This window comes from Janthinobacterium sp. PC23-8 (genome assembly GCF_002250505.1).
Taxonomy (GTDB): domain Bacteria; phylum Pseudomonadota; class Gammaproteobacteria; order Burkholderiales; family Burkholderiaceae_D; genus Janthinobacterium.
Genome location: NZ_NJGY01000001.1, coordinates 2946567 through 2968430 on the forward strand (window position 1 = coordinate 2946567; position 21864 = coordinate 2968430).

Below are 21864 nucleotides of genomic sequence, written 5' to 3' on the forward strand. Positions count from 1 at the left end.
GCCGCTCCTCAGGCAGTGGCGGGGTGGCGTGCGCCGCCGGCGAGCGAGGCGCCGTGCTGCACCAGGTCCGACACCTGGCCGTCGATGATGTGCACATTGCGCTGGCTGCGCAGCGCCAGTTCCGGGTCGTGCGTGACCATCAGGATGGTGGTGCCCTGGGCGTTGATTTCTTCGAGCAGCTCCATCACGCCGCGCGCCATTTGCGTGTCGAGGTTGCCGGTCGGTTCGTCGGCCAGCAGCAGCTTGGGCGAGCCGGCCAGTGCGCGCGCGATCGCCACGCGCTGCTGCTGTCCGCCCGACAGTTCGGCCGGATAATGTTTCATGCGCGAGGCCAGGCCGACCTTGGCCAGCGCCTCCTCGATGCGTTCGCGGCGCTCGGCGCGGTTGAAGCCGCGGTAGCGCAGCGGCACGTCGACATTGTCGAACAGCGACAGGTCGGGGATCAGATTGAAGCCCTGGAAGATGAAGCCCAGCTTTTCATTGCGCAGGCGGGAACGGGCGTTGTCGTTCATGCCTTTCACATTGACGCCGTCGAGAATGTACTGGCCGTCGGTGAATTCTTCGAGCAGGCCGGCGATATTCAGGAAACTGGTCTTGCCGGAACCGGAAGGCCCGGTGACGGTGACGAATTCGCCTTGTTGTACATGGATGTCGAAGCCGCGCAGGGCGTGGGTTTCGATCATGTGGGTGCGATAGACTTTGCTCAGGTTTTGCATGCGCAGCATGGCGGGCCTCTCGAAAAAAATACGTAAAAAAATCAGTTGAGCGAGACGCGCGCGGCGTTCTCGAAGTTTTCGGTGCCGGCGACCACCACCTTGTCGCCCAGTTTCAGGCCGTCCTGGATTTCCACGGCGGTCACGCTGGTCACGCCCAGCTTGATCGGCGTGCGGATCGCCACGCCGTCGCGCACCACGTAGGCAAAGCGGCCGCCTTCGGCTTCCACGAACGGGCCGCGCACCAGCATCAGCACATTCGGTTTTTCATCGATCAGCAGGCGCGCCGTGGCGCGCTGGTTCTGCCGCATGCCGGCCGGTTGCGTGCCGTCGAAACGCACGCGCGCCAGCACCTGGTTCTTCACCACTTCCGGCGACAGCGCCGACAATTTTCCGGTGGCCTTGACGGCGGCCACCTCGATCTCGGCGCGCATGCCCAGGCCGATATCGGCCACATAGGTTTCCGGCACTTCCAGCTCCACTTCCAGCTGCGACAGGTCGACCAGCGTCATCAGGGCGGTATTGGCCTGCACCACGCTGCGGTTGGCCACCGACAGCGTGCCGATAAAGCCGTTCACGGGGGCGCGCACGGTCAGCTCGTCGACGCGGCGCTGCGCGTTGTCGCGGACGAGGCGCTGGCGCTCGAGTTCATTGGTTTTCGTCTTCAGCGCCAGGCTGACATCTTCGCTTTCCAGGCCGGCCGCCTGCGAGGCGTGGCGGCTGCGGATATCGGCCGAATTCAAGGCGTCCTTCGCCTTCTGGTAATCGATCTTGGCGATGATGCCCACCTGCGCCACGCTTTCATAGCGCTCCAGCGTGCGCTGCGCCGACAGGCGTTCGATTTCGGCCGTGTCGGCGTCGCGCCGTGCCAGCAGCCTCTGCTTCTTGGCCAGGATTTGCTGGCGCGCCACTTCCGCTTCGAGCTGCTGCACGCTCGATTGTTCGCGCTTGAGCGCGTCGGACAGGTCCGGCGATTCCAGCACGGCCAGGATGTCGCCTTTTTTCACCGTGTCGCCGGCCTTCGCTTTCAGCGTGACGGTGGCCACCGTGGTCGAATACAGGGTGGGGCTGATCGAGGCGACCACGCGGCCGGTGACGGCGGCGTCGCGCACCAGCGTGCCACGCGTCACTTCCGCGATGCGCAGCCGGCTGGCGTTGACCGAGTGTTCGCTGGCGCGCCAGCTGTGGAAGGCGGCATACGCGCAGGCGAGCAAGGCCAGGGTGCCGGCGGCGATCAGCAGGCGGCGCCTGGCGAACTGGCCCCTGGGGGCGGCGATAACGGCGTCTTGTTGGGAAGTGTCGCGGATCATGGTGGTGGCAGAAAGAAGGATAAGGGATCTGCTGCATAAATCGTGCCAGCTTTATCTGATGCGCAAGTGATTGATTTCGCTTGCTTGTGGCGCTGCTGTCCGCTGTCCGGGCGTGTCCGCGCTGTCCGCCCAGCGCGCTGCGGACGCGCTTTTTGCTGGCTTGCAGGCAGGTGTTCTTGTTATAGTCGCCGAAGAAGTATTGCTCAATTAGAATGTTCAAATGATAATATAATGGAAACGACATGAAAAATATCACCGTGCGCGCCAGTTTGCTGGGTGTGCTGCTGCTGTTTGCCGCGATGCTGGTGGTCGGCGCCGCGCTGGGCATCTACGCCCTGAACCAGTCAACCCGTTCGATGTCCACCATGTACCAGGTGACGTCGCAGGTGATCGTCATCAATGACGCCTACAAGGACACCACGCGCGTGCGCGCTGCCCTGACGCGTGCTTATACCAGCGTGCGCGATGGCGCCGCCGCGGCCGATCGCGACAGCGCGCTGGCCAGCGCCGCAAAATCGCAGCGTCGCGCGCTGGAATTCATCGACAAATACGCCAGCGCGCCGGCCTATGAAGGCCAGGATGCGGCGCTCAAGGACGCGCTGATTGCGGCGGCGCGCACGCTGATGCAGGCGCTGGAGCGGGCCAGCGCGGCGCTGGTCGGCAATGACGCCGACGCCTACACGGCGATCAACGCGCGTGAGCTGACGCCGGCCGGCGCCGCCTTTTCGACGCAGCTGGAAAAATTTCAGAAGTTGAGCGACACGCAGAATACCGCGCTGATGGCCACGCGCGAACTGGAATACGCCATCGTCAAGTGGCTCGTCGCCCTGGGCCTGCTGCTGGCGCTGGGCCTGGTGGCCGGTGTGCACTACATGCTGCGCCAGGTGGTGATCGCACCGCTGGCGCGCGCCGTGGAACTGCTCGACCAGGTGGCGCACGGCGACCTGACGGCGCGCATCGACACCGGCGGCGACAACGAGATCGGGCGCCTGCTCACCGCTATCCGGCGCATGCAGCAAGATCTGCTGTCGACGGTGGCGCGGGTGCGCGGCGGCGCCGAGGCGATCAACCGCGGCTCGCAGGAACTGGCGGCCGGCAATATGGAACTGTCGGCGCGCACCGAAACGCAGGCCAGTTCGCTGGAACAGACGGCCGCGTCAATCGAGGAGCTGACCGGCACCGTGAAGCAGAATTCGGCAAACGCCCAGCATGCGCGCGGCCTGGTCGATGGCGCTTCGAGCACGGCGGCGCAGGGCGGCGAAGTGATGCTGGACGTGGTCAGCACCATGAACGCGATCAATGACTCGTCGAAGAAAATCGTCGACATTATCGGCGTGATCGATGGCATCGCCTTCCAGACCAATATCCTGGCGCTGAACGCGGCCGTCGAGGCGGCGCGCGCCGGCGAGCAGGGACGCGGCTTTGCCGTCGTCGCCACCGAGGTGCGCAGCCTGGCGCAGCGCTCGAGCCAGGCTGCGCGCGAGATCAAGCTGCTGATCGACGATTCGGTCGGCAAGATCGCGCTCGGCACCGACCTCGTTGAGCGCGCTGGCGTCACCATGAACACCCTGGTCGGCGACGTGCGCCAAGTGACGCAGATCGTCGGCGAGATCGCCACCGCCAGCCGCGAGCAGAGCGATGGCATCGACCAGGTCAACCAGGCGATCGCCCAGATGGACCAGGTGACACAGCAGAACGCGGCGCTGGTGGAAGAGGCTGCCGCCGCCACCCAGTCGCTGCAGGACCAGGCGGGCGAACTGGCGCAGACGGTGAGCCTATTCAAACTCAATTGAAAGGTGCTGAACAGGTCTTGAAAAATTGATAACTGGAAGCATGTAGGCGGCGTTCCTTCCTGTAACTTTGATCAGGCGCCATGTTCAGCTTTCTACAGCCATTGTTTCCTGCCGGCGTGCTCGCGCCGGTACTCGATTATCCGTTTGCACGCAGCGATGTGGCCATGTTGCAGACGCTGGCCGGTGGCGCGCAGCAGATCGACCGGCAGACCTGGAACGATCTGCTGCTCGATCCATATACCGACCGCCTGGCGCAGGGCAGCAGCATCTTCGGCCAGCAGGAACTGCATCGCCGTCTGTGCAGCAGCCAGGCCAGCGACGACGCCATCGAACGCACCCTGGTGCTGATGGACGATGCGCCGTTGGCGACCAGCCTGCAGCGCGCCTGCCGTGGCTTGCGCCAGACCGATACCGAAATTGCTGGCACCTTGTACGGCGCCGTGCTGGCGCCAGCGCCGTGGTGGCGCTCCTGGCTGTGGCTGCTGCCGCTGGCCTTGTTGCTGGCGATTGCCTCTACCTGGCTGGTGGGCTGGCCGGCCCTGTTTGGCGTGCTGGCCGTCTGTGTCGCGCTGATGGCGATACAGTCGCGCTATTACGAAGTGAGCAAACAATGGGAGCGCACGCTCGACAGCTTGCGCCATCTGCTCAAGGCCCATGCGGCGCTGGCGCGCCTCGATGTGCCGGCAACCGCGCACTTCCGGGGCAGCGGCACGCAGGCCAAAAAAATAGTGCGCGGCATCGAACGCTCGCTGCTGCGCTACCTGCCCATGGTCGATACGGTGGTAGCCGAATACGGCGACTGGCTGCTGCTGAAAAATATCACGCGCTATTTCCGCACGCGCCAGCTGGTGGCGGCGCAGATCGACTTTTTGCGTGACAGTTTCAGCCAGGTCGCTGCCCTGGAAGCGGACCTGGCACTGGCGCGGCACTTGCGCGAGGTACCTGTCTTCTGCCGGGCCGGCGTGGCGGGACCGCGCGAACTGGCATTGCAGGGCATGGTCCACCCGCTGTTGCCTGGTGCGGTGCCCTTGTCGTTTCGCCTGCAGGACCGGGGCAGTTTCATTTCAGGCCAGAACGGCATCGGCAAGAGCACCTTGCTGCGTACCGTGGGCCTGAACCTGGTCTGCGCCCGCGCCTTCGGCTTTTGCCATGCGCAGTCAGCCCATGTGCCGCTGCTGCGGCTGTACTCGAGCATGCAGAGCGAAGACTCGCTGGCCGGCGGCGAAAGTTTATATCTGGCCGAACTGCGCCGCGCGCGCGAACTGCTGGCGCTGGCCGACAGCGATGCCGAGGGAGAAGGCGCGGCCCTGTTCATCATCGACGAGATCTTTCGCGGCACCAATCACCTCGAATCGATCTCGGCCGCCGCCGCCGTGCTGCATACGCTGGCCGCGCGCCATCTGGTGATCGTGTCCTCGCACAACCTGGTGCTCGCGCCGCTGCTGGAAGACTGCCTGGCGCCGTGGTGCGTGCAGCGCGATGCTGCCGGCGCCTTGCTGCTGGCGCCCGGCGTGCTGCAGGCCACCAACGGCATCGCGCTGCTGGCCGAGCGCGGCTTCGGCAGCCAGATCGAAGACAAGGCGGGCAGGGTGTTCGACTGGCTCAGCGGCCATATGGCGCAGCCGGCCGATTGCAGCGGCGTGCTGGAGGATGACAAGCAAAATGACAAGCAAAATGTATTGACATAGTCAATACGTGTGCTAGTCTTGCTGCATGGACGTCCACTTTACCCTCGGGGCCGATGCGTTTGTCTGGGATGTTGCCAAAGCGCAGCTGAACCAGCGCAAGCATGGCGTCCGGTTCGAAGAGGCGGCCCAGGTATTTGGCGATCCGTTCTTTGTGCTGGTCGAGGCGTCGCGCAAGGATGAGGCGCGCGACGCGGCCATCGGCTTCGATGCCAGCGCACGCTTGCTGTTCGTGGTGCATGTCGAGATCGAGGACGTCGCCATCCGTATTATTTCCGCCCGCCTGGCGGAGCAGAAGGAGGAAATGCAATATGTTGTCTGAACGCTTGAAAACCCGCCTGGCGAAAGACCGTCCCATGACGTCGATCACCTTGCGCATCCCGGTCGACGTGGTCGACGCCATGAAAGAGATCGCCCCGCTGCGCGGTTTCGCCGGCTACCAGACCTTGCTCAAGTCCTATCTGAGCGAAGGCCTGCGCCGCGACGAGACGCAGTTTGCGCAGGGCTCGACGGCGCGCCTGATCGAGGCCCTGAGAAAACGCGGCGTGCCCGAGGCGCTGCTGCGCGACGCCGAGCGCGAATCGGCAGCTGCCTAGCCTTTATTTTTCCTGCTTCTGCGGCGTGCTCCTGTCGATCACTTCATGGCAGTCGCCGCGGATGGTGGCGTTGTCGTAGTTGGTCCAGCCATAGCTGTCGACGTAGCGCTTGTGCTGCCTGAAGCGGGCGTTGGCAATGCTCCATTCGGGTTGTTCGCCGGCGTAGCGGATGTCGCCCAGGTCGAGCAGGGTGTGGAACATGTTTTCGGTCGACAGTTTCGACTTTTGATGGCGGCGCACCTGTTTTACCTTGTCCGGGTAGCGCTGCGCAAATTGCGGCGAATACCAGACAAACGACGGCACGTGGAATTCGAACTGCGTGTTGTGGCCGTGGAAGGCCAGGCGGCAGCTGCCGTCGTACAGGGTCTGGCCGTGGTCGGACACATACAGGAGCGAGCTGCGCAGTGCCGTGCGCTCGCCGTCGTCCTTCAGCATGCCGATCACGCTGGACAAGAACCAGTCGGTGTACAGGATCGAGCTGTCGTAGCTGTTGTTCAGTTGCGGCTTGATGGCCGTGTCGGTATAGACGGGCTTGTCGACGCCGAACAGCGAGGGCTGCCACTTGTCGAACTCCTTCGGGTAGCGCTGGCTGTAGTTCCAGTGGCTGCCCAGGGTGTGCAGCACGATCAGTTTTTTCGGCGCCGGGTCGGCCAGCGCGTTTTTCAACGGGTCCAATAAAATCTGGTCGAAGTTCGAGTTGTTGGTAAAGCCGCCCAGGTTCAAGAACTGCACCACGTCGGCTTCCTTGGCAAACACCGAGACGGGCGTGTCGAACTTGCCGAACGAGATCTGGTTCGACAGCCAGTAGGTCTTGAAGCCCGCTTCCTTGTAGGCGGACAGGAACGATTTTTCCGAAAAGCCGGCCTTCAGGCTTTCCGTGGCCTTTTTACGCGACACGATGACGGGCACCGACAAACGCGTGGCCGAGACGGCCGTGATGACATCGGCGAGCGGCACCAGGTTTGTTTCCTGCTTGAGCAGGGGATTGGTCTCGCGTGCGTAGCCGTTCAGGCTCCAGCGGTCGTAGCGCGACGATTCGCCGATCACCATCAGCACCACTTCCGGCTGCGTGTCCGGCTCCTGCTGGTGGGCGCCGAAGGTGAAGTTGCTGTTTTTCTTGCCCAGTTCGGCCAGGTACTGGCGTTCCTTGTAGAAATCGACACCGCGCGCCATCAGACCGAAGGGCCAGGCGCCGCTGACGGTGGCAAAGCCGTATGGCAGATGCATCCAGTGTGGCAGGCTGGGCCAGTCCAGCCCGGTCTCGTCGGCGCCCTCGATGCCGGCCACCTCAAGCACGCTGCCGGCGTCGGCGCTGGCGGACGCTGCGCTGGCCGCCGGCGCGCTGGCGGCAAAGCCGAATTCCTGGCCATACAGCCAGCTTGCGCCCAGCAGCAGCAGCAGCACGAAAACGATGGGCCGGCTCCTGCCGCGCCAGTGCAGGCTGTGCGTGCGCGTGGCCGCATACCAGCTGAGCAGGCACCATGCGACCACGGCCAGCATGACGGCGCCCATCAGCCATACTTTCTGGCCCAGGAACTCCATCGCTTCCTTGGGGCTGGTCTCGAAGATGATGCCCAGGTGGTGTGTGGAAATGCCCTGGCCGTAGAACACGAACAGGTAAATCTCGGTCGGCAGCGCCAGGAAGGCCGGCGCCAGCAGCCAGTGAAACCAGGCCGGGCGCTGGAAGATGCTCCATACGGCCAGCCAGGCCAGCAGCTCAAAGCTGAGCAGTTGCCACGGATGCTCGGGCGCGCGTCCCAGCAGCGCGGGCAGGAAGGGCACGGCCGTGAGCAGGGCGTAGGTCAGCAGCAAGAAGGCGGTGGCCAGGCTGGTACCGGCTGGGCGAAACAAGGAGCGCATAAAGGGTGGGCGGCGAGGCGGCGGCGAAAAAATGTCCGCTATTATCATTCCTTTTGCTGTCTTGCGGTCGTTCAACACGGGGCCCGCCAGCACGGTGCGATCAGGGCCTGCGCAGGAAAAATTGGCGTAAATGCCACGAACGTGCGTTTACTTTGCTCTTTTTTATAGCAAAAAGCCGTAAACTGATTGACCCCCTGTAACACAAGGTCTAAACTAGCGAGTTCTCGATTTTATTCTGCACATCGTTTACGTGTTACCTGGCATTTGCTGGCCGCTCCTCGTCGAGTGGCTGCGGGTGCCTGCGGTGTGGAACGATAAGGCGGGACGAGGTTTTAGTCGCCGGGCAGCAATGTCCGGGTTATTAATCGTAGTTTTTTGTTGGATTTATAACGATGCCAACCATCAATCAATTGATTCGCAATCCACGCGTCGCCTTGACCGTGAAGAGCAAATCGCCGGCGCTGGAAAACAGCCCGCAAAAACGTGGCGTTTGCACACGTGTTTACACCACGACGCCAAAAAAGCCTAACTCGGCTCTGCGTAAAGTCGCCAAAGTGCGTCTGACCAACGGTTTCGAAGTCATTTCGTACATCGGCGGTGAAGGCCACAACCTGCAAGAGCACAGCGTTGTTCTGCTGCGCGGCGGTCGTGTAAAAGATTTGCCAGGTGTTCGTTACCACATGGTTCGCGGTGCTCTGGATACCCAAGGCGTCAAAGACCGTAAGCAATCGCGTTCGAAATACGGTACCAAGCGCGCTAAAGCAGGCAAGAAGTAATAGTTGTAGCAGCAAACCCAAGTTTCGCTCAGTGGCAACTAGCTAAGTGAATGTAGTCGACCGCATCTGGTCGAGTAAGTGGGTGACTATGATGGTCGTCCGCGAGTGTGCGAAGAACGCGCGCTCAACTGAAGATTGAAAGGAATTGATATGCCACGTCGTCGTGAAGTACCCAAGCGCGAAATTTTGCCAGATCCAAAATTCGGCAACACTGATGTCGCCAAATTTGTGAACGTTCTGATGCTGTCCGGTAAGAAATCGGTTGCAGAAAACATCATCTACGGTGCTTTCGAGCACATCGCAGCAAAATCGGGTAAAGATCCACTCGAAGTTTTTGTTACCGCAATCAACAACGCCAAGCCGCTCGTTGAGGTGAAATCCCGTCGCGTCGGTGGTGCAAACTACCAGGTGCCGGTCGAAGTTCGCCCAGTGCGTCGTATGGCGCTGTCCATGCGTTGGTTGCGCGAAGCTGCTAACAAACGCAGCGAAAAATCGATGCCACAACGCCTCGGCGGTGAGCTGATGGAAGCGGCTGAAAGCCGCGGCGGCGCGATGAAAAAACGCGACGAAGTCCATCGCATGGCTGAAGCGAACAAAGCGTTCTCGCATTTCCGCTTCTAATAAAAAGCCAGCTGCCGCAGGGTGGCTGTCAAGTATCTGTTGTTCGAGGCCGGGCTCATTTTTGCAAAAAAATGCTGCTCGGTTTTGTCCATTCATTTAGGATTAATTATGGCCCGCAAGACCCCCATTGAGCGCTACCGCAATATCGGTATCTCCGCTCACATCGATGCAGGTAAGACGACCACCACCGAACGCGTGCTGTTCTACACCGGCGTCAATCACAAGATTGGCGAAGTGCATGATGGCGCCGCCACCATGGACTGGATGGAGCAAGAGCAAGAGCGCGGCATCACGATTACGTCCGCAGCGACCACCTGTTTCTGGAAAGGGATGGCTAACAATTTCCCTGAGCACCACATCAACATCATCGACACCCCGGGCCACGTTGACTTCACCATTGAAGTTGAACGCTCGATGCGCGTGTTGGATGGCGCCTGCATGGTTTACTGTGCGGTCGGCGGCGTGCAGCCACAATCGGAAACGGTATGGCGTCAGGCTAACAAGTACAAAGTGCCACGTCTGGCCTTCGTGAACAAGATGGACCGTACCGGCGCCAACTTCTTCAAGGTCTACGAGCAGATGCGTGCTCGCCTGAAAGCGAACCCGATTCCGCTGCAGATTCCTATCGGCGCCGAAGAGAACTTCCTGGGCGTGGTCGATCTGGTCAAGATGAAGGCAGTGTATTGGGACGACGCGTCGCAAGGCATGAAGTTCGACTACCGTGATATCCCTGCAGAGCTGGCTGATCAAGCCGCCGAGTGGCGCGAGAAGATGGTCGAAGCCGCTGCCGAAGCGTCCGAAGAGCTGATGAACAAGTACCTGGAAGAAGGCGACCTGTCGGAAGCTGAAATCAAGGCTGCTCTGCGCATGCGTACGCTGGCCTCGGAAATCGTGCCAATGATGTGCGGCACCGCCTTTAAAAACAAGGGCGTGCAAGCCATGCTGGACGGCGTGATCGAATACCTGCCATCGCCACTGGACATCAAGCCAGTGCAGGGCATGGATGAAGACGACCAGCCGATCTTCCGTAAAGCCGACGACAACGAGAAATTCGCTGCGCTGGCATTCAAGATCATGACCGACCCGTTCGTCGGCCAGCTGATTTTCTTCCGCGTCTATTCGGGCACGATCAAGTCGGGCGACACCGTCTACAATCCGATCAAGAACAAGAAAGAACGTCTTGGCCGTATTTTGCAGATGCATGCGAACCAGCGCGAAGAAATCAAGGAAGTGCACGCTGGCGATATCGCCGCCGCCGTTGGCCTGAAAGATGCAACCACGGGCGAAACCCTGTGCGATCCATCGGCCATCATCACCCTGGAAAAAATGGTTTTCCCTGAGCCAGTGATCTCGCAGGCCGTCGAGCCGAAGACCAAGGCTGACCAGGAAAAAATGGGCCTGGCGCTGAACCGCCTGGCGCAGGAAGATCCTTCGTTCCGCGTGAAGACCGATGAAGAATCGGGCCAGACCATCATCGGTGGTATGGGCGAGTTGCACCTGGAAATTATCGTTGACCGCATGAAACGTGAATTCAACGTCGAAGCGACCGTCGGCAAGCCACAAGTGGCTTACCGCGAAACGATCCGCAAAACTTGCGAAGAGTCGGAAGGCAAATTCGTCAAGCAATCGGGTGGTCGTGGTCAATACGGTCACGTGGTTCTGAAGATCGAACCGCAAGAACCAGGCAAGGGTTTCGAATTCGTTGACGCGATCAAGGGCGGTACCGTTCCTCGCGAATACATCCCTGCAGTTGAAAAAGGTGTGCGCGACACGCTGACTTCGGGCGTGATGGCTGGCTACCCGGTCGTTGACGTCAAGGTCACGCTGTTCTTCGGTTCCTACCATGATGTCGACTCGAACGAAAATGCATTCCGCATGGCCGCTTCGATGGCATTCAAAGATGGCTGCCGCAAAGCATCGCCAGTTATCCTGGAGCCGATGATGTCGGTGGAAGTGGAAACGCCGGAAGATTACGCCGGTACCGTGATGGGCGATCTGTCGTCGCGTCGCGGCATGGTGCAAGGTATGGACGAGATTGCTGGCGGTGGCGGCAAGATCATCAAGGCCGAAGTACCGCTGTCGGAAATGTTCGGCTACTCGACCTCGCTGCGCTCCGCAACGCAAGGCCGTGCGACTTACTCGATGGAATTCAAGCACTATTCGGAAGCTCCGAAACACGTGACTGAAGCAATCGTAAGCTCGAAAGCTAAGTAATTGTTGTGCCGGGCCGGCTTTCACGAGAATGCCGGCCCCTACATTTAAATCATTGTTCTAAGGAAGAATAAAATGGCAAAAGGTAAATTCGAACGGACCAAGCCGCACGTCAACGTCGGCACCATCGGCCACGTCGACCACGGTAAAACCACGCTGACCGCTGCAATCGCAACGGTTCTGTCGAAGAAATTCGGCGGCGAAGCCAAAGCATACGACCAGATCGATGCGGCTCCAGAAGAAAAAGCACGCGGCATTACCATCAACACCGCTCACGTCGAGTACGAAACGGCTGCGCGTCACTACGCGCACGTTGACTGCCCGGGCCACGCCGATTACATCAAGAACATGATTACCGGTGCAGCACAGATGGACGGCGCGATCCTGGTTTGCTCGGCAGCTGACGGCCCGATGCCACAGACCCGCGAACACATCCTGCTGGCCCGTCAAGTTGGCGTTCCATACATCATCGTGTTCCTGAACAAGTGCGACCTGGTCGACGACGCAGAGCTGCTGGAACTGGTTGAAATGGAAGTGCGCGAGCTGTTGTCGAAATATGAATTCCCAGGCGACGACGTGCCTATCATCAAAGGTTCGGCCCGTATGGCGCTGGAAGGCAAAGAAGGCGAAATGGGCGTGGACGCAGTGCTGCGTCTGGCCGATGCGCTGGACTCGTACATCCCGACGCCAGAGCGCGCAGTTGACGGTGCGTTCCTGATGCCAGTGGAAGACGTGTTCTCGATCTCGGGTCGCGGTACCGTGGTAACCGGTCGTATCGAACGCGGCATCATCAAGGTCGGCGAAGAGATCGAAATCGTCGGCATCACCGATACCGTCAAAACGACTTGCACCGGCGTGGAAATGTTCCGCAAGCTGCTGGACCAGGGTCAGGCAGGCGACAACGTTGGTCTGCTGCTGCGCGGCACCAAGCGTGAAGACGTGCAACGTGGTCAAGTGCTGGCAAAACCAGGCTCGATCAAGCCACACGCTCACTTCACCGGCGAGATCTATGTCCTGTCGAAAGACGAAGGCGGCCGTCACACGCCATTCTTCAACAACTATCGTCCACAGTTCTACTTCCGTACGACGGACGTGACCGGTTCGATCGAGTTGCCAGCAGACAAAGAAATGGTCATGCCAGGCGATAACGTGTCGATCACCGTCAAGCTGATCAACCCGATCGCGATGGAAGAAGGTCTGCGCTTCGCTATCCGCGAAGGCGGCCGTACCGTTGGTGCTGGTGTTGTTGCAAAAATCCTGGCTTAATTCTTCAGCCTGCTAAAAGAGAAGACGCGTCGTCGCCCGGCGCCCTTCTTTTTGATCAACTGCCGGGGTTGGCAAGCATTTTGGTGCTATCATGTCGACCCTGACGGTTGTAGCGTCAGAAATTCCCGTATCACCTCATTGCCGTGCAGACCGCGCGGTTCGTTCTTTTAAGGAAATATCATGTCGGCACCAAACCAGAAAATCCGTATCCGCCTGAAGGCTTTCGATTACAAACTGATCGACCAGTCGGCTCTGGAAATCGTTGAAACCGCGAAGCGCACCGGCGCTGTCGTCAAAGGCCCAGTACCACTGCCTACCCGTATTCAGCGTTTCGATGTGCTGCGTTCCCCGCACGTCAACAAAACTTCGCGCGATCAGTTCGAGATCCGTACGCACCAACGCCTGATGGACATCGTTGACCCAACGGACAAAACCGTTGACGCACTGATGAAGCTGGACCTGCCAGCCGGTGTTGATGTCGAAATCAAACTGCAATAATCGATTCAAGGCGGCGGCCAGGGTTCCCTGAACGCCAGTCTGTAAAAGCCGGGCCTGTTCGTGATCGAACCGGCCCGGTTTTTTTATGTCCGCATCCCTTATTTCAGGATGGCGGCCGTTTCCATGAAGCGCCTGCCCAGCGCCGCCTGCGCTCCGCCCTGCAGCTGTTTCGCGTACTGCTGCAGCACTTCGGCCGCATAGGCGCGCGAGGTGTCGGGCAGCTTGTGCAGCACTGGCAGCGAGCGTTCCAGATAGGCCGCGCCCTCCTGCCATTTGCCTTGCGCCGACAGGGCCGAGGCCAGTTCCACCAGGCGCCGGCCGATGCGCGCGTCGCTGCGCGGCAGGGCCGCCTCTTCGGTCGCCAGCGCCTGCTTGTACAGCGCTTCGGCTTCCACATGCTTGCCCAGCAGGCGCTTGACGCGGCCCAGGTTGTACTGGCGCTGCGACAGCAGCTCGTCTTTGGCGCCAGCCTTGATGGCGCTGTCGAGCGCCCGGGTGCAGGCCAGTTCCGCTTCGGCCAGCTGCCCCTTGAGTTCGGCAGCATTGCAGGCGTCGTGCTGCGCGCTGGAGGCGGCCAGACCCGGGGAAGAAGCGGCGGGATCGGACGTGGTGGCGCAGCCGGCCAGCAGGCTGGCGGCGCATAACAGGCTGATAGTGGATGTCTTCATGATTTCCTCGTGCGGGCAGTCGATGCAGGTGCATCTCGTTGGAAGGCCCTGATGACTATACTATAACTAATTGACTGTGAGCATTTTTCGCGTGCTTGCGCGCGCCGGCGGCACGATTGACGCTGCTTGTCCGCGTCAGGGATACTCCGTCTTTCCTCCTTACCTGCGGCGCCGCCATGACCCGTACCATCCTGATCGTTGAAGATGAACAGGCGATCGCCGACAGCATCGCCTACGCGCTGCGCACCGATGGTTTCACGCCGCGCCATGTGATGCTCGGCGAGCAGGCGCTTGCCCTGCTGCGTCATGACGACGCGCCGCAGCTGGTGGTGCTCGACATCGGCCTGCCCGACATGAGCGGCCTGGAAGCGTGCCGCCGGCTGCGCCAGTTCTCCGACGTGCCGGTGATTTTTCTCACCGCCCGCAGCGATGAAATCGACCGCATCGTCGGCCTGGAAATCGGCGCCGACGATTACGTGACAAAACCGTTTTCGCCGCGCGAACTGGTGGCGCGCATTCGCGTCATCCTGCGCCGCGCCAGCGTGGCGCAGCCGCCGCCAACGGCGCCCACCGATGCCGCGCGCTTCGAACTGCGCGCCCTCGAAGCGCGCGTGCTGTTCCACGGCCAGCCGCTGGAGCTGACCCGCTACGAATACCTGCTGCTCAAAACCCTGCTCGAGCATCCGGGCCACGTGCTGTCGCGCGCGCAGCTGATGGAGCGCGTCTGGAGCGGTGCGCCCGATACGCTCGAGCGCACGGTTGACGCCCACGTGAAATCGTTGCGCGCCAAGCTGCGCGCCATCGATGCCGGCGTTGAACCGATCCAGACGCACCGGGGTCTGGGCTACAGCCTGGCGCGCGCCTGACATGAAGATCGGCCTGCGCATCCTGTGCGGCTACTTCCTGGTGGTGGGGCTGGCCGCCTGGTTCCTGCTCAATGTGTTCATGGCGCAGGTCAAGCCCGGCGTGCGTTCGACCCTGGAAGACACCCTGGTCGACACCTCGCAATTGCTGGCCGCGCTGGTGGCGACCGATATCCGCGACGGCCGTCTCGACGACTCCGTCGTGCTGCAGCGCATGCGGCATGACGCGCAGCGCGCCATCGACGTCAATATCAACGGCGTGCGCAAGCGCTCGCTCGACTACCGCATCACCATCACCGACCGCCATGGCCTGGTGCTGTTCGATTCGAGCGGGCGCGACGTGGGGCGCGACTATTCGCGCTGGAACGACGTGTATCTGACCTTGCAGGGCAAATACGGCGCGCGCAGCACCCGTTCGGACCCCGACGACGAGATGTCGACCGTGATGCATGTGGCCGCGCCGATACGCGACGGCAGCGAGATCATTGGCGTGTTGACGGTGGCCAAGCCCAATGCCAGCGTGCAGGCCTTCGTTGAACGCAGCCAGCGCATCATTTTGCAGCGCGGCGCGATCCTGCTGCTGCTGTCGCTCCTGATCGGCCTGGCCTTTGCGTGGTGGTTGCACCAGGCGCTGGGCAAACTGATGGCCTATATCGGCGCGGTGGAAGCGGGGCGCAAGGTGGCGCTGCCACTGCTCGGCAACAGCGAGATCGGCATTCTGGGGCGGGCATTGGAGGCCATGCGCACGCGCCTGGAAGGCAAGGAATACGTCGAGCAGCTGATGCATACCTTGACGCATGAATTGAAAAGCCCGATCGCCGCCATCCAGGCCTCGGCCGAGCTGCTGCAGGAAGACATGCCGGCGGCGGAACGCACGCGTTTTCTCGGCAATATCCTGGAACAGAATGCGCGCCAGCGGCAGCTGATCGACAGATTGCTGGCCCTGGTGCGGGTGGAAAAGCAGCAGCGCCTCGATGCGCCCGAGCCGATCGCGGTGGCGCCCTTGCTGGCGCAGGTGGCGCAGGATGCGGCCGCCTCGCTGGCGGCGCGCGGCCTGCTGCTGGACGTGTCCGCCATCGATGCGCAGGTGGCCGGCGACGCCTTGCTGCTGCGCCAGGCGCTGGGCAATCTGCTGGACAATGCGATCGGCTTTGCACCACAGGGCAGCCGCATCGACCTGCAGGCCGCCGGCAGCGGGAAGGGCATCGCCATCAGCGTGCGCGACCGCGGCGACGGCATTCCGCCGTATGCCCTGGAGCGCGTGTTCGAGCGGTTTTACTCCTTGCCGCGCCCGCAGGCGGGAAAAAGCACCGGCCTGGGCCTGCCGTTCGTGCGCGAGGTGGCCCTGCTGCATGGCGGCACGGTCAATGTGGGCAACCATGATGAGGGTGGCGCATTGGCAAGCTTGTGGCTTCCTGTGGCATAAATATAGCGTTCGACTTCACACGCAACGCATCATCAGCGCATACGGGTTTTCTAGACTGGCCTCCTTACCATTCGGAGGCACCATGCAAAAAACGTTATTGATCAAGGCGCTGATCGTGTTCGCCCTGATGCTGCTGATCGGCCTGCCCCTGCTGATGATCCAGGAGACCATCAAGGAGCGCATGCAGTTTCGCCAGGCGGCCGTCGACAGCATCGCCGCCGATTCCGTGCGCGAGCAAACCATCATCGGGCCGATCCTGGTGATTCCGTATGTGGAACAGTATGACGAGCGGGTCGACATCGCCGCCGACAAGGATCAGAAAAGCAGCGTGCCGGCGCGTACCGAAGTGCGGCACCGCGTGATGCAGCGCCGCCTGCTGGTGTATCCGGACAAGCTGCAGCAGAACGGCGCCATCGAGACCGACCGCCGCTACCGCGGCATCCACCAGGTGCTGGTCTACAGCGGCCAGCATGCCTTCAAGGGCGACTTCACGGTGCCGTCTCTGGCGCAGCTGCCGCGCAAGGTGCCGGAAGCGCGCATTACGCCTGGCGCGCCCTTCATTGCGCTGTCGATCGAGGATGTGCGCGGCATCCGCAATATACCGGCAATCGACTGGGGCGGGCGCCGGATCGAGTTCGAGCAGGGCACCGGGCTGTTCGCCTTCCGCAGCGGCCTGCATGCGCCGCTGGGCGCCATGCCACTGGCCGCCCCGCAGCAGGTCGCCTTCAGCTTTGACCTGGGCCTTGATGGCATCGAACGCCAGCACTTCGTGCCGGTGGCGAAAAACAGCCAGATCAGCATCAGGTCGAACTGGCCCCATCCGCAGTTTGGCGGGCGCTTTTTGCCGTCGCCGAAGAACCGCCAGATCGACGCCAGCGGTTTCAATGTGACGTGGAATATCTCGTCGCTGGCCACCAATGCGCAGACGCAGCTGTCCGGCATCGAAGCCGAATTCAAGGTGCCCGACAGCGCGCCGCTGGGGCAGGTCGACCGTTTCAGCGTGGGCTTCATCGAGCCCGTCAATATATATTCGCAATCGGACCGCGCCACCAAATATGGCCTGCTGTTCGTGGCGCTGACGTTTGCCGCCTTCTTCATCTTTGAAATCCTGAAAAGCCTGCCGATCCACCCGGTGCAATATCTGCTGGTGGGGCTGGCCCTGGTGCTCTTCTTCCTGCTGCTGGTGGGCCTGGCCGAACATATCGCCTTCAGGGTGGCGTATCTGATCGCCAGCGGCGCCTGTATCGTGCTGACCAGCTTTTATCTCAGCTGCGTGCTCGGCAGCGCGGGCAGGGCGATCGGCTTCGGCGTGGCCTTGACCCTGCTGTACGGCGCCCTGTACGGCCTGCTCAATTCGGAAAGCAATGCGCTGGTGCTGGGCAGCATCCTGCTGTTTGCCGTGCTGGCCGCCGTGATGGTGGTGACGCGCAAGGTTGACTGGTATCAGGTGGGCAAGGGTGTTGTTGTGGCGCCCGCAAAGGCGCATGAACAGTAGATTTGTGTTACCTTGGCGCTCCTTCGCGGCGATGCCGGCAACTTGCCGCGAAGCGCGCAACAACACTTTGACATACCTCGTGTTAACTTGTTGCGTCAAGGGTTTTTGTGCTATATACTAGCCGGCTTCGGTATGGATTCGTCCTTTTTAGAGTCCTACGTTATTTGTAGTTAAACAAGCCCCGCCCAATCGCAGGTGGGAATGGAGAAAAAATGAGCCTAGGCCTTCTCGGTCGCAAGGTTGGTATGATGCGCATTTTCACGGACGAAGGGGATTCGATTCCTGTCACCGTGCTGGACGTATCGAACAACCGTGTTGCGCAAATCAAAACCCCTGAAACAGATGGTTACTCTGCTGTTCAGGTCGCATTCGGTCAACGTCGCGCTTCCCGCGTGACCAAAGCTGTTGCTGGTCATCATGCTAAAGCTGGCGTTGAAGCCGGTACTCTGTTGAAAGAGTTCCGCGTTGATGCTGCTAAAGCCGCCGAATTGAAAGCTGGCGATGTCGTCGCCGCTTCCCTGTTCGAAGTCGGTCAAAAGATCGACGTGCAAGGCGTTACCATCGGTAAAGGCTATGCAGGCGTTATCAAACGTTACCACTTCTCTTCTGGCCGCGCCACGCACGGTAACTCGCGTTCGCACAACGTTCCAGGTTCCATCGGTATGGCGCAAGATCCAGGTCGTGTTTTTCCTGGTAAGCGCATGACCGGTCATCTGGGTGACGTTAACCGTACGATCCAGAACCTCGTGATCGCCCGTATCGATGCCGACCGTCAGCTGCTGCTGGTCAAAGGCGCGATTCCAGGCGCGAAAAATGGCCAGGTAGTTGTCTCGCCAGCCATCAAAACCAAAGCCAAGAAGGGAGCTTAAACGATGGAACTCAAGCTTCTGAATGCGCAAGGTCAAGCCGGCTCCAACGTCGTCGCTGCTGATGAAATTTTCGGCCGTGATTACAATGAAGCGCTGATCCACCAAGTCGTGATCGCCTATCAGGCGAATGCACGTAGCGGTAACCGCAAGCAAAAAGACCGTGAAGAAGTTCACCACACGACGAAAAAGCCATGGCGCCAAAAAGGTACCGGCCGCGCTCGTGCCGGTATGTCGTCGTCGCCACTGTGGCGCGGCGGTGGTCGGATTTTCCCGAACTCGCCTGACGAAAACTTCACCCACAAAGTGAACAAAAAAATGTATCGCGCAGGTGTCTGCTCGATCCTGTCGCAGCTGGCTCGCGAAGAGCGCCTGATCGTCATCGACGATCTGACGATCGACGCGCCAAAAACCAAGCTGCTGTCGCAAAAATTGAACGGCCTGGGCTTTGATTCGGTTCTGATCATCACCGACGTTCTGAACGAAAACCTGGAACTGGCGTCGCGCAACCTGCCTAACGTACTCGTCGTTGAGCCACGTCACGCAGACCCGATGTCCCTGGTGTTCTACAAGAAGATCCTGGTCACCAAAGCTGCACTGGCCAAGATTGAGGAGATGCTGGCATGAGCGCGATTTTGAAACATAGCGAAGAACGCTTGATGAAGGTGCTGTTGGCGCCCGTGATTTCCGAAAAGGCCACCATGGTCGCGGAAAAGAACGAGCAAATTGTATTCCGCGTACTGCCGGATGCAACCAAGCCTGAAATCAAGGCAGCAGTCGAACTGCTGTTCAAGGTCGAAGTTCTGTCCGTGCAAACTGCAAACCGCGAAGGCAAGCAAAAGCGCACCGGCAAGTTCAACGGTCGTCGTAATCATACCAAGCGTGCTTTCGTGTGCCTGAAGCCTGGCCAGGAAATCAACTTCTCCGAGGAGGCTGCATAATGGCACTCGTTAAGATGAAACCAACCTCGCCAGGCCGTCGCGGCATGGTAAAGGTGGTGAACCCGGACCTGTACAAAGGTCGTCCGTTCGCTGCCCTGGTTGAAAAGAAATCCAAGACCGCTGGTCGTAACAACAACGGTCATATCACCACCCGTCATATCGGTGGTGGTCACAAGCAACACTATCGCCTGATCGACTTCAAGCGCACCAAAGATGGTATTCCAGCGAAAGTGGAACGTATCGAATACGATCCAAACCGCACCGCGAATATCGCTCTGCTGTGCTACGCCGACGGCGAGCGTCATTACATCATCGCCACCAAGGGCATGTCCGTTGGCGACAGCGTGATGAACGGTTCGGAAGCGCCGATCAAATCGGGTAACTGCTTGCCAATCCGTAACATCCCAGTCGGTACCGTGATGCATTGCGTCGAAATGCTGCCAGGTAAAGGTGCCCAGATGGCCCGTACCGCCGGCGCCGGCGTCGTGCTGATGGCCCGTGAAGGTACCTACGCTCAAGTGCGCCTGCGCTCGGGTGAGGTACGTCGCGTGCATATCGAGTGCCGTGCAACCGTGGGTGAAGTCGGCAATGCCGAACACAGCCTGCGTAAAATCGGTAAAGCTGGCGCGATGCGCTGGCGCGGTGTTCGTCCTACCGTTCGCGGTGTGGTCATGAACCCGGTCGATCACCCGCACGGTGGTGGTGAAGGTAAAACAGCAGCTGGTCGTCATCCAGTTTCGCCTTGGGGCCAACAGACTAAAGGTAAGAAGACACGCAGCAACAAGCGTACTACTTCCATGATCGTCTCGCGCCGCGGCAAGAAATAAGGGGTAGCACATGACACGTTCATTGAAAAAAGGGCCGTTCTGTGACGCCCACCTGGTGAAAAAAGTTGAAGCTGCGCAAGCTGCCAAAGACAAAAAGCCAATCAAAACCTGGTCGCGTCGTTCGACAATCATGCCTGACTTTATCGGCCTGACGATCGCGGTTCATAACGGCAAGCTGCACGTGCCGGTTTATGTTTCCGAAAACATGGTTGGTCACAAGCTCGGCGAATTCGCACTGACCCGTACGTTCAAGGGTCATGCAGCTGACAAAAAGGCTAAGAAATAATGGAAACCAAAGCTATCCTCAAAGGTGTGCGCCTGTCCGACCAAAAAGGTCGCCTGGTTGCTGACCTGATTCGTGGCAAGAAAGTTGACGCAGCACTCAACATCTTGCAATTCAGCCCGAAAAAAGGTGCTGCGATCATCAAGCGTGTTCTGGAATCGGCAATCGCCAATGCGGAACACAATGACGGCGCGGACATCGACGAATTGTTCGTGAAAACGATCTACGTCGAAAAGGGCCCGGTCCTGAAGCGCTTCACCGCGCGTGCAAAAGGCCGTGGCGACCGTATTTCGAAACAATCCTGTCACGTTTACGTGACTGTCGGTAACTAAGGAGCCACGATGGGTCAGAAAATTCATCCAACCGGTTTCCGTCTGGCGGTCACCCGTAACTGGGCTTCGCGCTGGTATGCAGGCAACGGTAATTTCGCTGCCATGCTGAACGAAGACTTGAAAGCACGTGCTTACCTGAAAAAGAAACTGAAGAACGCTTCCGTCGGCCGCATCGTTATCGAGCGTCCGGCCAAGAACGCGCGCTTCACGATCTACAGCTCGCGTCCAGGCGTGGTCATTGGTAAAAAAGGCGAAGACATCGAAGTACTGAAGTCGGCGCTGACCAAGATCATGGGCGTACCTGTTCACGTGAACATCGAAGAAATCCGCAAACCGGAAATCGATTCGCAACTGATCGCCGATTCGATCTCGCAGCAGCTGGAAAAACGGATCATGTTCCGCCGCGCCATGAAGCGTGCAATGCAAAATGCAATGCGCCTGGGTGCACTCGGTATCAAGATCATGTCGTCCGGCCGTCTGAACGGTATCGAAATCGCCCGTAAAGAGTGGTACCGCGAAGGCCGCGTGCCTCTGCATACCCTGCGCGCCGATATCGACTACGGTACCAGCGAAGCATCGACCACCTACGGCATCATCGGTGTCAAGGTGTGGGTATACAAAGGTGACCGCGCGCCTAACGGCGATGCACCAGTCATCGATACCCCGGCTGACGAGAAGAAGAGCCGCGGTCCACGCCGTGACGATGGCAAGCCAAGCGGCCGCCCACGTCCAGCAGGCGCCGGTGCGAAACCATCCACAGCACCAGGTGCACGTGTGCGTACCGCCGCTAAACCGGCCGCCGCAGCAGCACCAGCTGAGAAAGCAGGAGAATAA

Annotated in this window: 23 protein-coding genes; 19 read left to right on the top strand and 4 right to left on the bottom strand. The window is 60.2% G+C overall.

From position 1 onward, the window contains the following. Window positions 1-8: 8 nt before the first annotated feature. Together CD932_RS12595 and CD932_RS12600 are read right to left on the bottom strand one after the other, a co-directional pair. Entirely contained in the window at window positions 9-725 is a 717-nt protein-coding gene (locus tag CD932_RS12595; protein WP_094442943.1) for an ABC transporter ATP-binding protein, read from the bottom strand. 32 nt (window positions 726-757) lie between these two features. Then, window positions 758-2023, bottom strand: coding sequence for an efflux RND transporter periplasmic adaptor subunit (locus tag CD932_RS12600; RefSeq protein ID WP_094442944.1), 1266 nt, complete (start codon window positions 2021-2023; stop codon window positions 758-760). A gap of 242 nt (window positions 2024-2265) precedes the next feature. Here CD932_RS12600 and CD932_RS12605 point away from each other — a divergent pair, with 242 nt between their 5' ends. The 4 genes from CD932_RS12605 (at window position 2266) to CD932_RS12620 (ending at window position 6097) form a co-directional block, all read left to right on the top strand. Then, window positions 2266-3816, top strand: a complete 1551-nt coding sequence (locus CD932_RS12605) for a methyl-accepting chemotaxis protein (protein ID WP_094442945.1) — start codon at window positions 2266-2268, stop codon at window positions 3814-3816. An 80-nt stretch (window positions 3817-3896) separates the two neighbouring features. After that, a complete protein-coding gene (locus CD932_RS12610; RefSeq protein ID WP_094442946.1) occupies window positions 3897-5504 on the top strand; it encodes a DNA mismatch repair protein MutS in 1608 nt (535 codons plus the stop codon). Between the two features lie 25 nt (window positions 5505-5529). Continuing rightward, window positions 5530-5823 carry a BrnT family toxin gene (locus tag CD932_RS12615; RefSeq protein ID WP_094442947.1) on the top strand — a complete coding sequence of 98 codons (294 nt, stop codon included), beginning with the start codon at window positions 5530-5532 and terminating at the stop codon, window positions 5821-5823. Next, window positions 5813-6097 (top strand): hypothetical protein, encoded by a 285-nt coding sequence (locus CD932_RS12620; RefSeq protein WP_094442948.1) that lies wholly within the window; start codon window positions 5813-5815, stop codon window positions 6095-6097. Before CD932_RS12615 ends, CD932_RS12620 begins: the two co-directional genes overlap by 11 nt. Window positions 6098-6100: 3 nt before the next feature. On the opposite strand, the gene CD932_RS12625 is transcribed toward CD932_RS12620, so the two are convergent. After that, complete coding sequence (locus CD932_RS12625; RefSeq protein WP_094442949.1) at window positions 6101-7957, bottom strand: phosphoethanolamine transferase; 1857 nt, start codon at window positions 7955-7957, stop codon at window positions 6101-6103. 392 nt (window positions 7958-8349) lie between these two features. On the opposite strand from CD932_RS12625, the gene rpsL reads away from it, so the two are divergent. The 5 genes from rpsL (at window position 8350) to rpsJ (ending at window position 13329) form a co-directional block, all read left to right on the top strand. Next, window positions 8350-8733: a 30S ribosomal protein S12 gene (gene rpsL, locus CD932_RS12630; RefSeq protein ID WP_010394376.1), complete on the top strand. Its 384-nt coding sequence runs from the start codon at window positions 8350-8352 to the stop codon at window positions 8731-8733. A 150-nt stretch (window positions 8734-8883) separates the two neighbouring features. Further along, window positions 8884-9354 carry a 30S ribosomal protein S7 gene (rpsG, locus tag CD932_RS12635; protein WP_065310159.1) on the top strand — a complete coding sequence of 157 codons (471 nt, stop codon included), beginning with the start codon at window positions 8884-8886 and terminating at the stop codon, window positions 9352-9354. Window positions 9355-9462: 108 nt separating this feature from the next. Beyond that, window positions 9463-11568: an elongation factor G gene (fusA, locus tag CD932_RS12640; protein ID WP_094442950.1), complete on the top strand. Its 2106-nt coding sequence runs from the start codon at window positions 9463-9465 to the stop codon at window positions 11566-11568. A gap of 72 nt (window positions 11569-11640) precedes the next feature. Then, entirely contained in the window at window positions 11641-12831 is a 1191-nt protein-coding gene (gene tuf / locus CD932_RS12645; protein ID WP_094442951.1) for an elongation factor Tu, read from the top strand. Window positions 12832-13011: 180 nt separating this feature from the next. Next, entirely contained in the window at window positions 13012-13329 is a 318-nt protein-coding gene (rpsJ, locus tag CD932_RS12650) for a 30S ribosomal protein S10 (RefSeq protein ID WP_010394389.1), read from the top strand. A 98-nt stretch (window positions 13330-13427) separates the two neighbouring features. Here rpsJ and CD932_RS12655 read toward each other — a convergent pair whose 3' ends face one another. After that, window positions 13428-13997, bottom strand: coding sequence for a tetratricopeptide repeat protein (locus CD932_RS12655; RefSeq protein ID WP_094442952.1), 570 nt, complete (start codon window positions 13995-13997; stop codon window positions 13428-13430). Window positions 13998-14173: 176 nt separating this feature from the next. Between CD932_RS12655 and creB the strand changes: the two genes are divergently transcribed. From creB to rpsC, 10 genes are all read left to right on the top strand, one after another. After that, window positions 14174-14863 (top strand): two-component system response regulator CreB, encoded by a 690-nt coding sequence (creB, locus tag CD932_RS12660; RefSeq protein WP_094442953.1) that lies wholly within the window; start codon window positions 14174-14176, stop codon window positions 14861-14863. A 1-nt stretch (window position 14864) separates the two neighbouring features. Further along, the gene (gene creC, locus CD932_RS12665) at window positions 14865-16286 is read left to right on the top strand and encodes a two-component system sensor histidine kinase CreC (protein WP_094442954.1); all 1422 of its coding nucleotides are present in this window, start codon (window positions 14865-14867) and stop codon (window positions 16284-16286) included. 82 nt (window positions 16287-16368) lie between these two features. Next, the gene (gene creD / locus CD932_RS12670; RefSeq protein WP_094442955.1) at window positions 16369-17781 is read left to right on the top strand and encodes a cell envelope integrity protein CreD; all 1413 of its coding nucleotides are present in this window, start codon (window positions 16369-16371) and stop codon (window positions 17779-17781) included. Between the two features lie 212 nt (window positions 17782-17993). Next, a complete protein-coding gene (gene rplC / locus CD932_RS12675) occupies window positions 17994-18650 on the top strand; it encodes a 50S ribosomal protein L3 (protein WP_071079769.1) in 657 nt (218 codons plus the stop codon). Between the two features lie 3 nt (window positions 18651-18653). Continuing rightward, a complete protein-coding gene (gene rplD, locus CD932_RS12680; protein WP_065310151.1) occupies window positions 18654-19274 on the top strand; it encodes a 50S ribosomal protein L4 in 621 nt (206 codons plus the stop codon). Further along, window positions 19271-19588 carry a 50S ribosomal protein L23 gene (gene rplW, locus CD932_RS12685; RefSeq protein WP_010394398.1) on the top strand — a complete coding sequence of 106 codons (318 nt, stop codon included), beginning with the start codon at window positions 19271-19273 and terminating at the stop codon, window positions 19586-19588. The genes rplD and rplW overlap by 4 nt, the downstream gene beginning before the upstream one ends. Next, complete coding sequence (gene rplB, locus CD932_RS12690; RefSeq protein ID WP_065310150.1) at window positions 19588-20415, top strand: 50S ribosomal protein L2; 828 nt, start codon at window positions 19588-19590, stop codon at window positions 20413-20415. The genes rplW and rplB overlap by 1 nt, the downstream gene beginning before the upstream one ends. Before the next feature lie 10 nt (window positions 20416-20425). Further along, the gene (gene rpsS, locus CD932_RS12695) at window positions 20426-20701 is read left to right on the top strand and encodes a 30S ribosomal protein S19 (protein WP_008444295.1); all 276 of its coding nucleotides are present in this window, start codon (window positions 20426-20428) and stop codon (window positions 20699-20701) included. Continuing rightward, a complete protein-coding gene (gene rplV, locus CD932_RS12700; RefSeq protein ID WP_170840583.1) occupies window positions 20698-21030 on the top strand; it encodes a 50S ribosomal protein L22 in 333 nt (110 codons plus the stop codon). The genes rpsS and rplV overlap by 4 nt, the downstream gene beginning before the upstream one ends. A gap of 9 nt (window positions 21031-21039) precedes the next feature. Continuing rightward, window positions 21040-21864, top strand: coding sequence for a 30S ribosomal protein S3 (gene rpsC, locus CD932_RS12705; RefSeq protein ID WP_094442956.1), 825 nt, complete (start codon window positions 21040-21042; stop codon window positions 21862-21864).

What these genes read in the sequence shown, in the direction of transcription:
- CD932_RS12610 (WP_094442946.1), top strand. Translation starts at nt 3,897, where the DNA reads ATGTTCAGCTTTCTACAGCCATTGTTTCCTGCCGGCGTGCTCGCGCCG.
- rplB (WP_065310150.1), top strand. Translation starts at nt 19,588, where the DNA reads ATGGCACTCGTTAAGATGAAACCAACCTCGCCAGGCCGTCGCGGCATG.
- creD (WP_094442955.1), top strand. Translation starts at nt 16,369, where the DNA reads ATGCAAAAAACGTTATTGATCAAGGCGCTGATCGTGTTCGCCCTGATG.
- fusA (WP_094442950.1), top strand. Translation starts at nt 9,463, where the DNA reads ATGGCCCGCAAGACCCCCATTGAGCGCTACCGCAATATCGGTATCTCC.
- CD932_RS12600 (WP_094442944.1), bottom strand. Translation starts at nt 2,023, where the DNA reads ATGATCCGCGACACTTCCCAACAAGACGCCGTTATCGCCGCCCCCAGG.
- CD932_RS12655 (WP_094442952.1), bottom strand. Translation starts at nt 13,997, where the DNA reads ATGAAGACATCCACTATCAGCCTGTTATGCGCCGCCAGCCTGCTGGCC.
- tuf (WP_094442951.1), top strand. Translation starts at nt 11,641, where the DNA reads ATGGCAAAAGGTAAATTCGAACGGACCAAGCCGCACGTCAACGTCGGC.
- rpsL (WP_010394376.1), top strand. Translation starts at nt 8,350, where the DNA reads ATGCCAACCATCAATCAATTGATTCGCAATCCACGCGTCGCCTTGACC.
- CD932_RS12605 (WP_094442945.1), top strand. Translation starts at nt 2,266, where the DNA reads ATGAAAAATATCACCGTGCGCGCCAGTTTGCTGGGTGTGCTGCTGCTG.
- rplW (WP_010394398.1), top strand. Translation starts at nt 19,271, where the DNA reads ATGAGCGCGATTTTGAAACATAGCGAAGAACGCTTGATGAAGGTGCTG.
- CD932_RS12615 (WP_094442947.1), top strand. Translation starts at nt 5,530, where the DNA reads ATGGACGTCCACTTTACCCTCGGGGCCGATGCGTTTGTCTGGGATGTT.
- CD932_RS12625 (WP_094442949.1), bottom strand. Translation starts at nt 7,957, where the DNA reads ATGCGCTCCTTGTTTCGCCCAGCCGGTACCAGCCTGGCCACCGCCTTC.
- rpsS (WP_008444295.1), top strand. Translation starts at nt 20,426, where the DNA reads ATGACACGTTCATTGAAAAAAGGGCCGTTCTGTGACGCCCACCTGGTG.
- creC (WP_094442954.1), top strand. Translation starts at nt 14,865, where the DNA reads ATGAAGATCGGCCTGCGCATCCTGTGCGGCTACTTCCTGGTGGTGGGG.
- rplD (WP_065310151.1), top strand. Translation starts at nt 18,654, where the DNA reads ATGGAACTCAAGCTTCTGAATGCGCAAGGTCAAGCCGGCTCCAACGTC.
- rpsC (WP_094442956.1), top strand. Translation starts at nt 21,040, where the DNA reads ATGGGTCAGAAAATTCATCCAACCGGTTTCCGTCTGGCGGTCACCCGT.
- creB (WP_094442953.1), top strand. Translation starts at nt 14,174, where the DNA reads ATGACCCGTACCATCCTGATCGTTGAAGATGAACAGGCGATCGCCGAC.
- rpsJ (WP_010394389.1), top strand. Translation starts at nt 13,012, where the DNA reads ATGTCGGCACCAAACCAGAAAATCCGTATCCGCCTGAAGGCTTTCGAT.
- rplC (WP_071079769.1), top strand. Translation starts at nt 17,994, where the DNA reads ATGAGCCTAGGCCTTCTCGGTCGCAAGGTTGGTATGATGCGCATTTTC.
- CD932_RS12595 (WP_094442943.1), bottom strand. Translation starts at nt 725, where the DNA reads ATGCTGCGCATGCAAAACCTGAGCAAAGTCTATCGCACCCACATGATC.
- CD932_RS12620 (WP_094442948.1), top strand. Translation starts at nt 5,813, where the DNA reads ATGTTGTCTGAACGCTTGAAAACCCGCCTGGCGAAAGACCGTCCCATG.
- rpsG (WP_065310159.1), top strand. Translation starts at nt 8,884, where the DNA reads ATGCCACGTCGTCGTGAAGTACCCAAGCGCGAAATTTTGCCAGATCCA.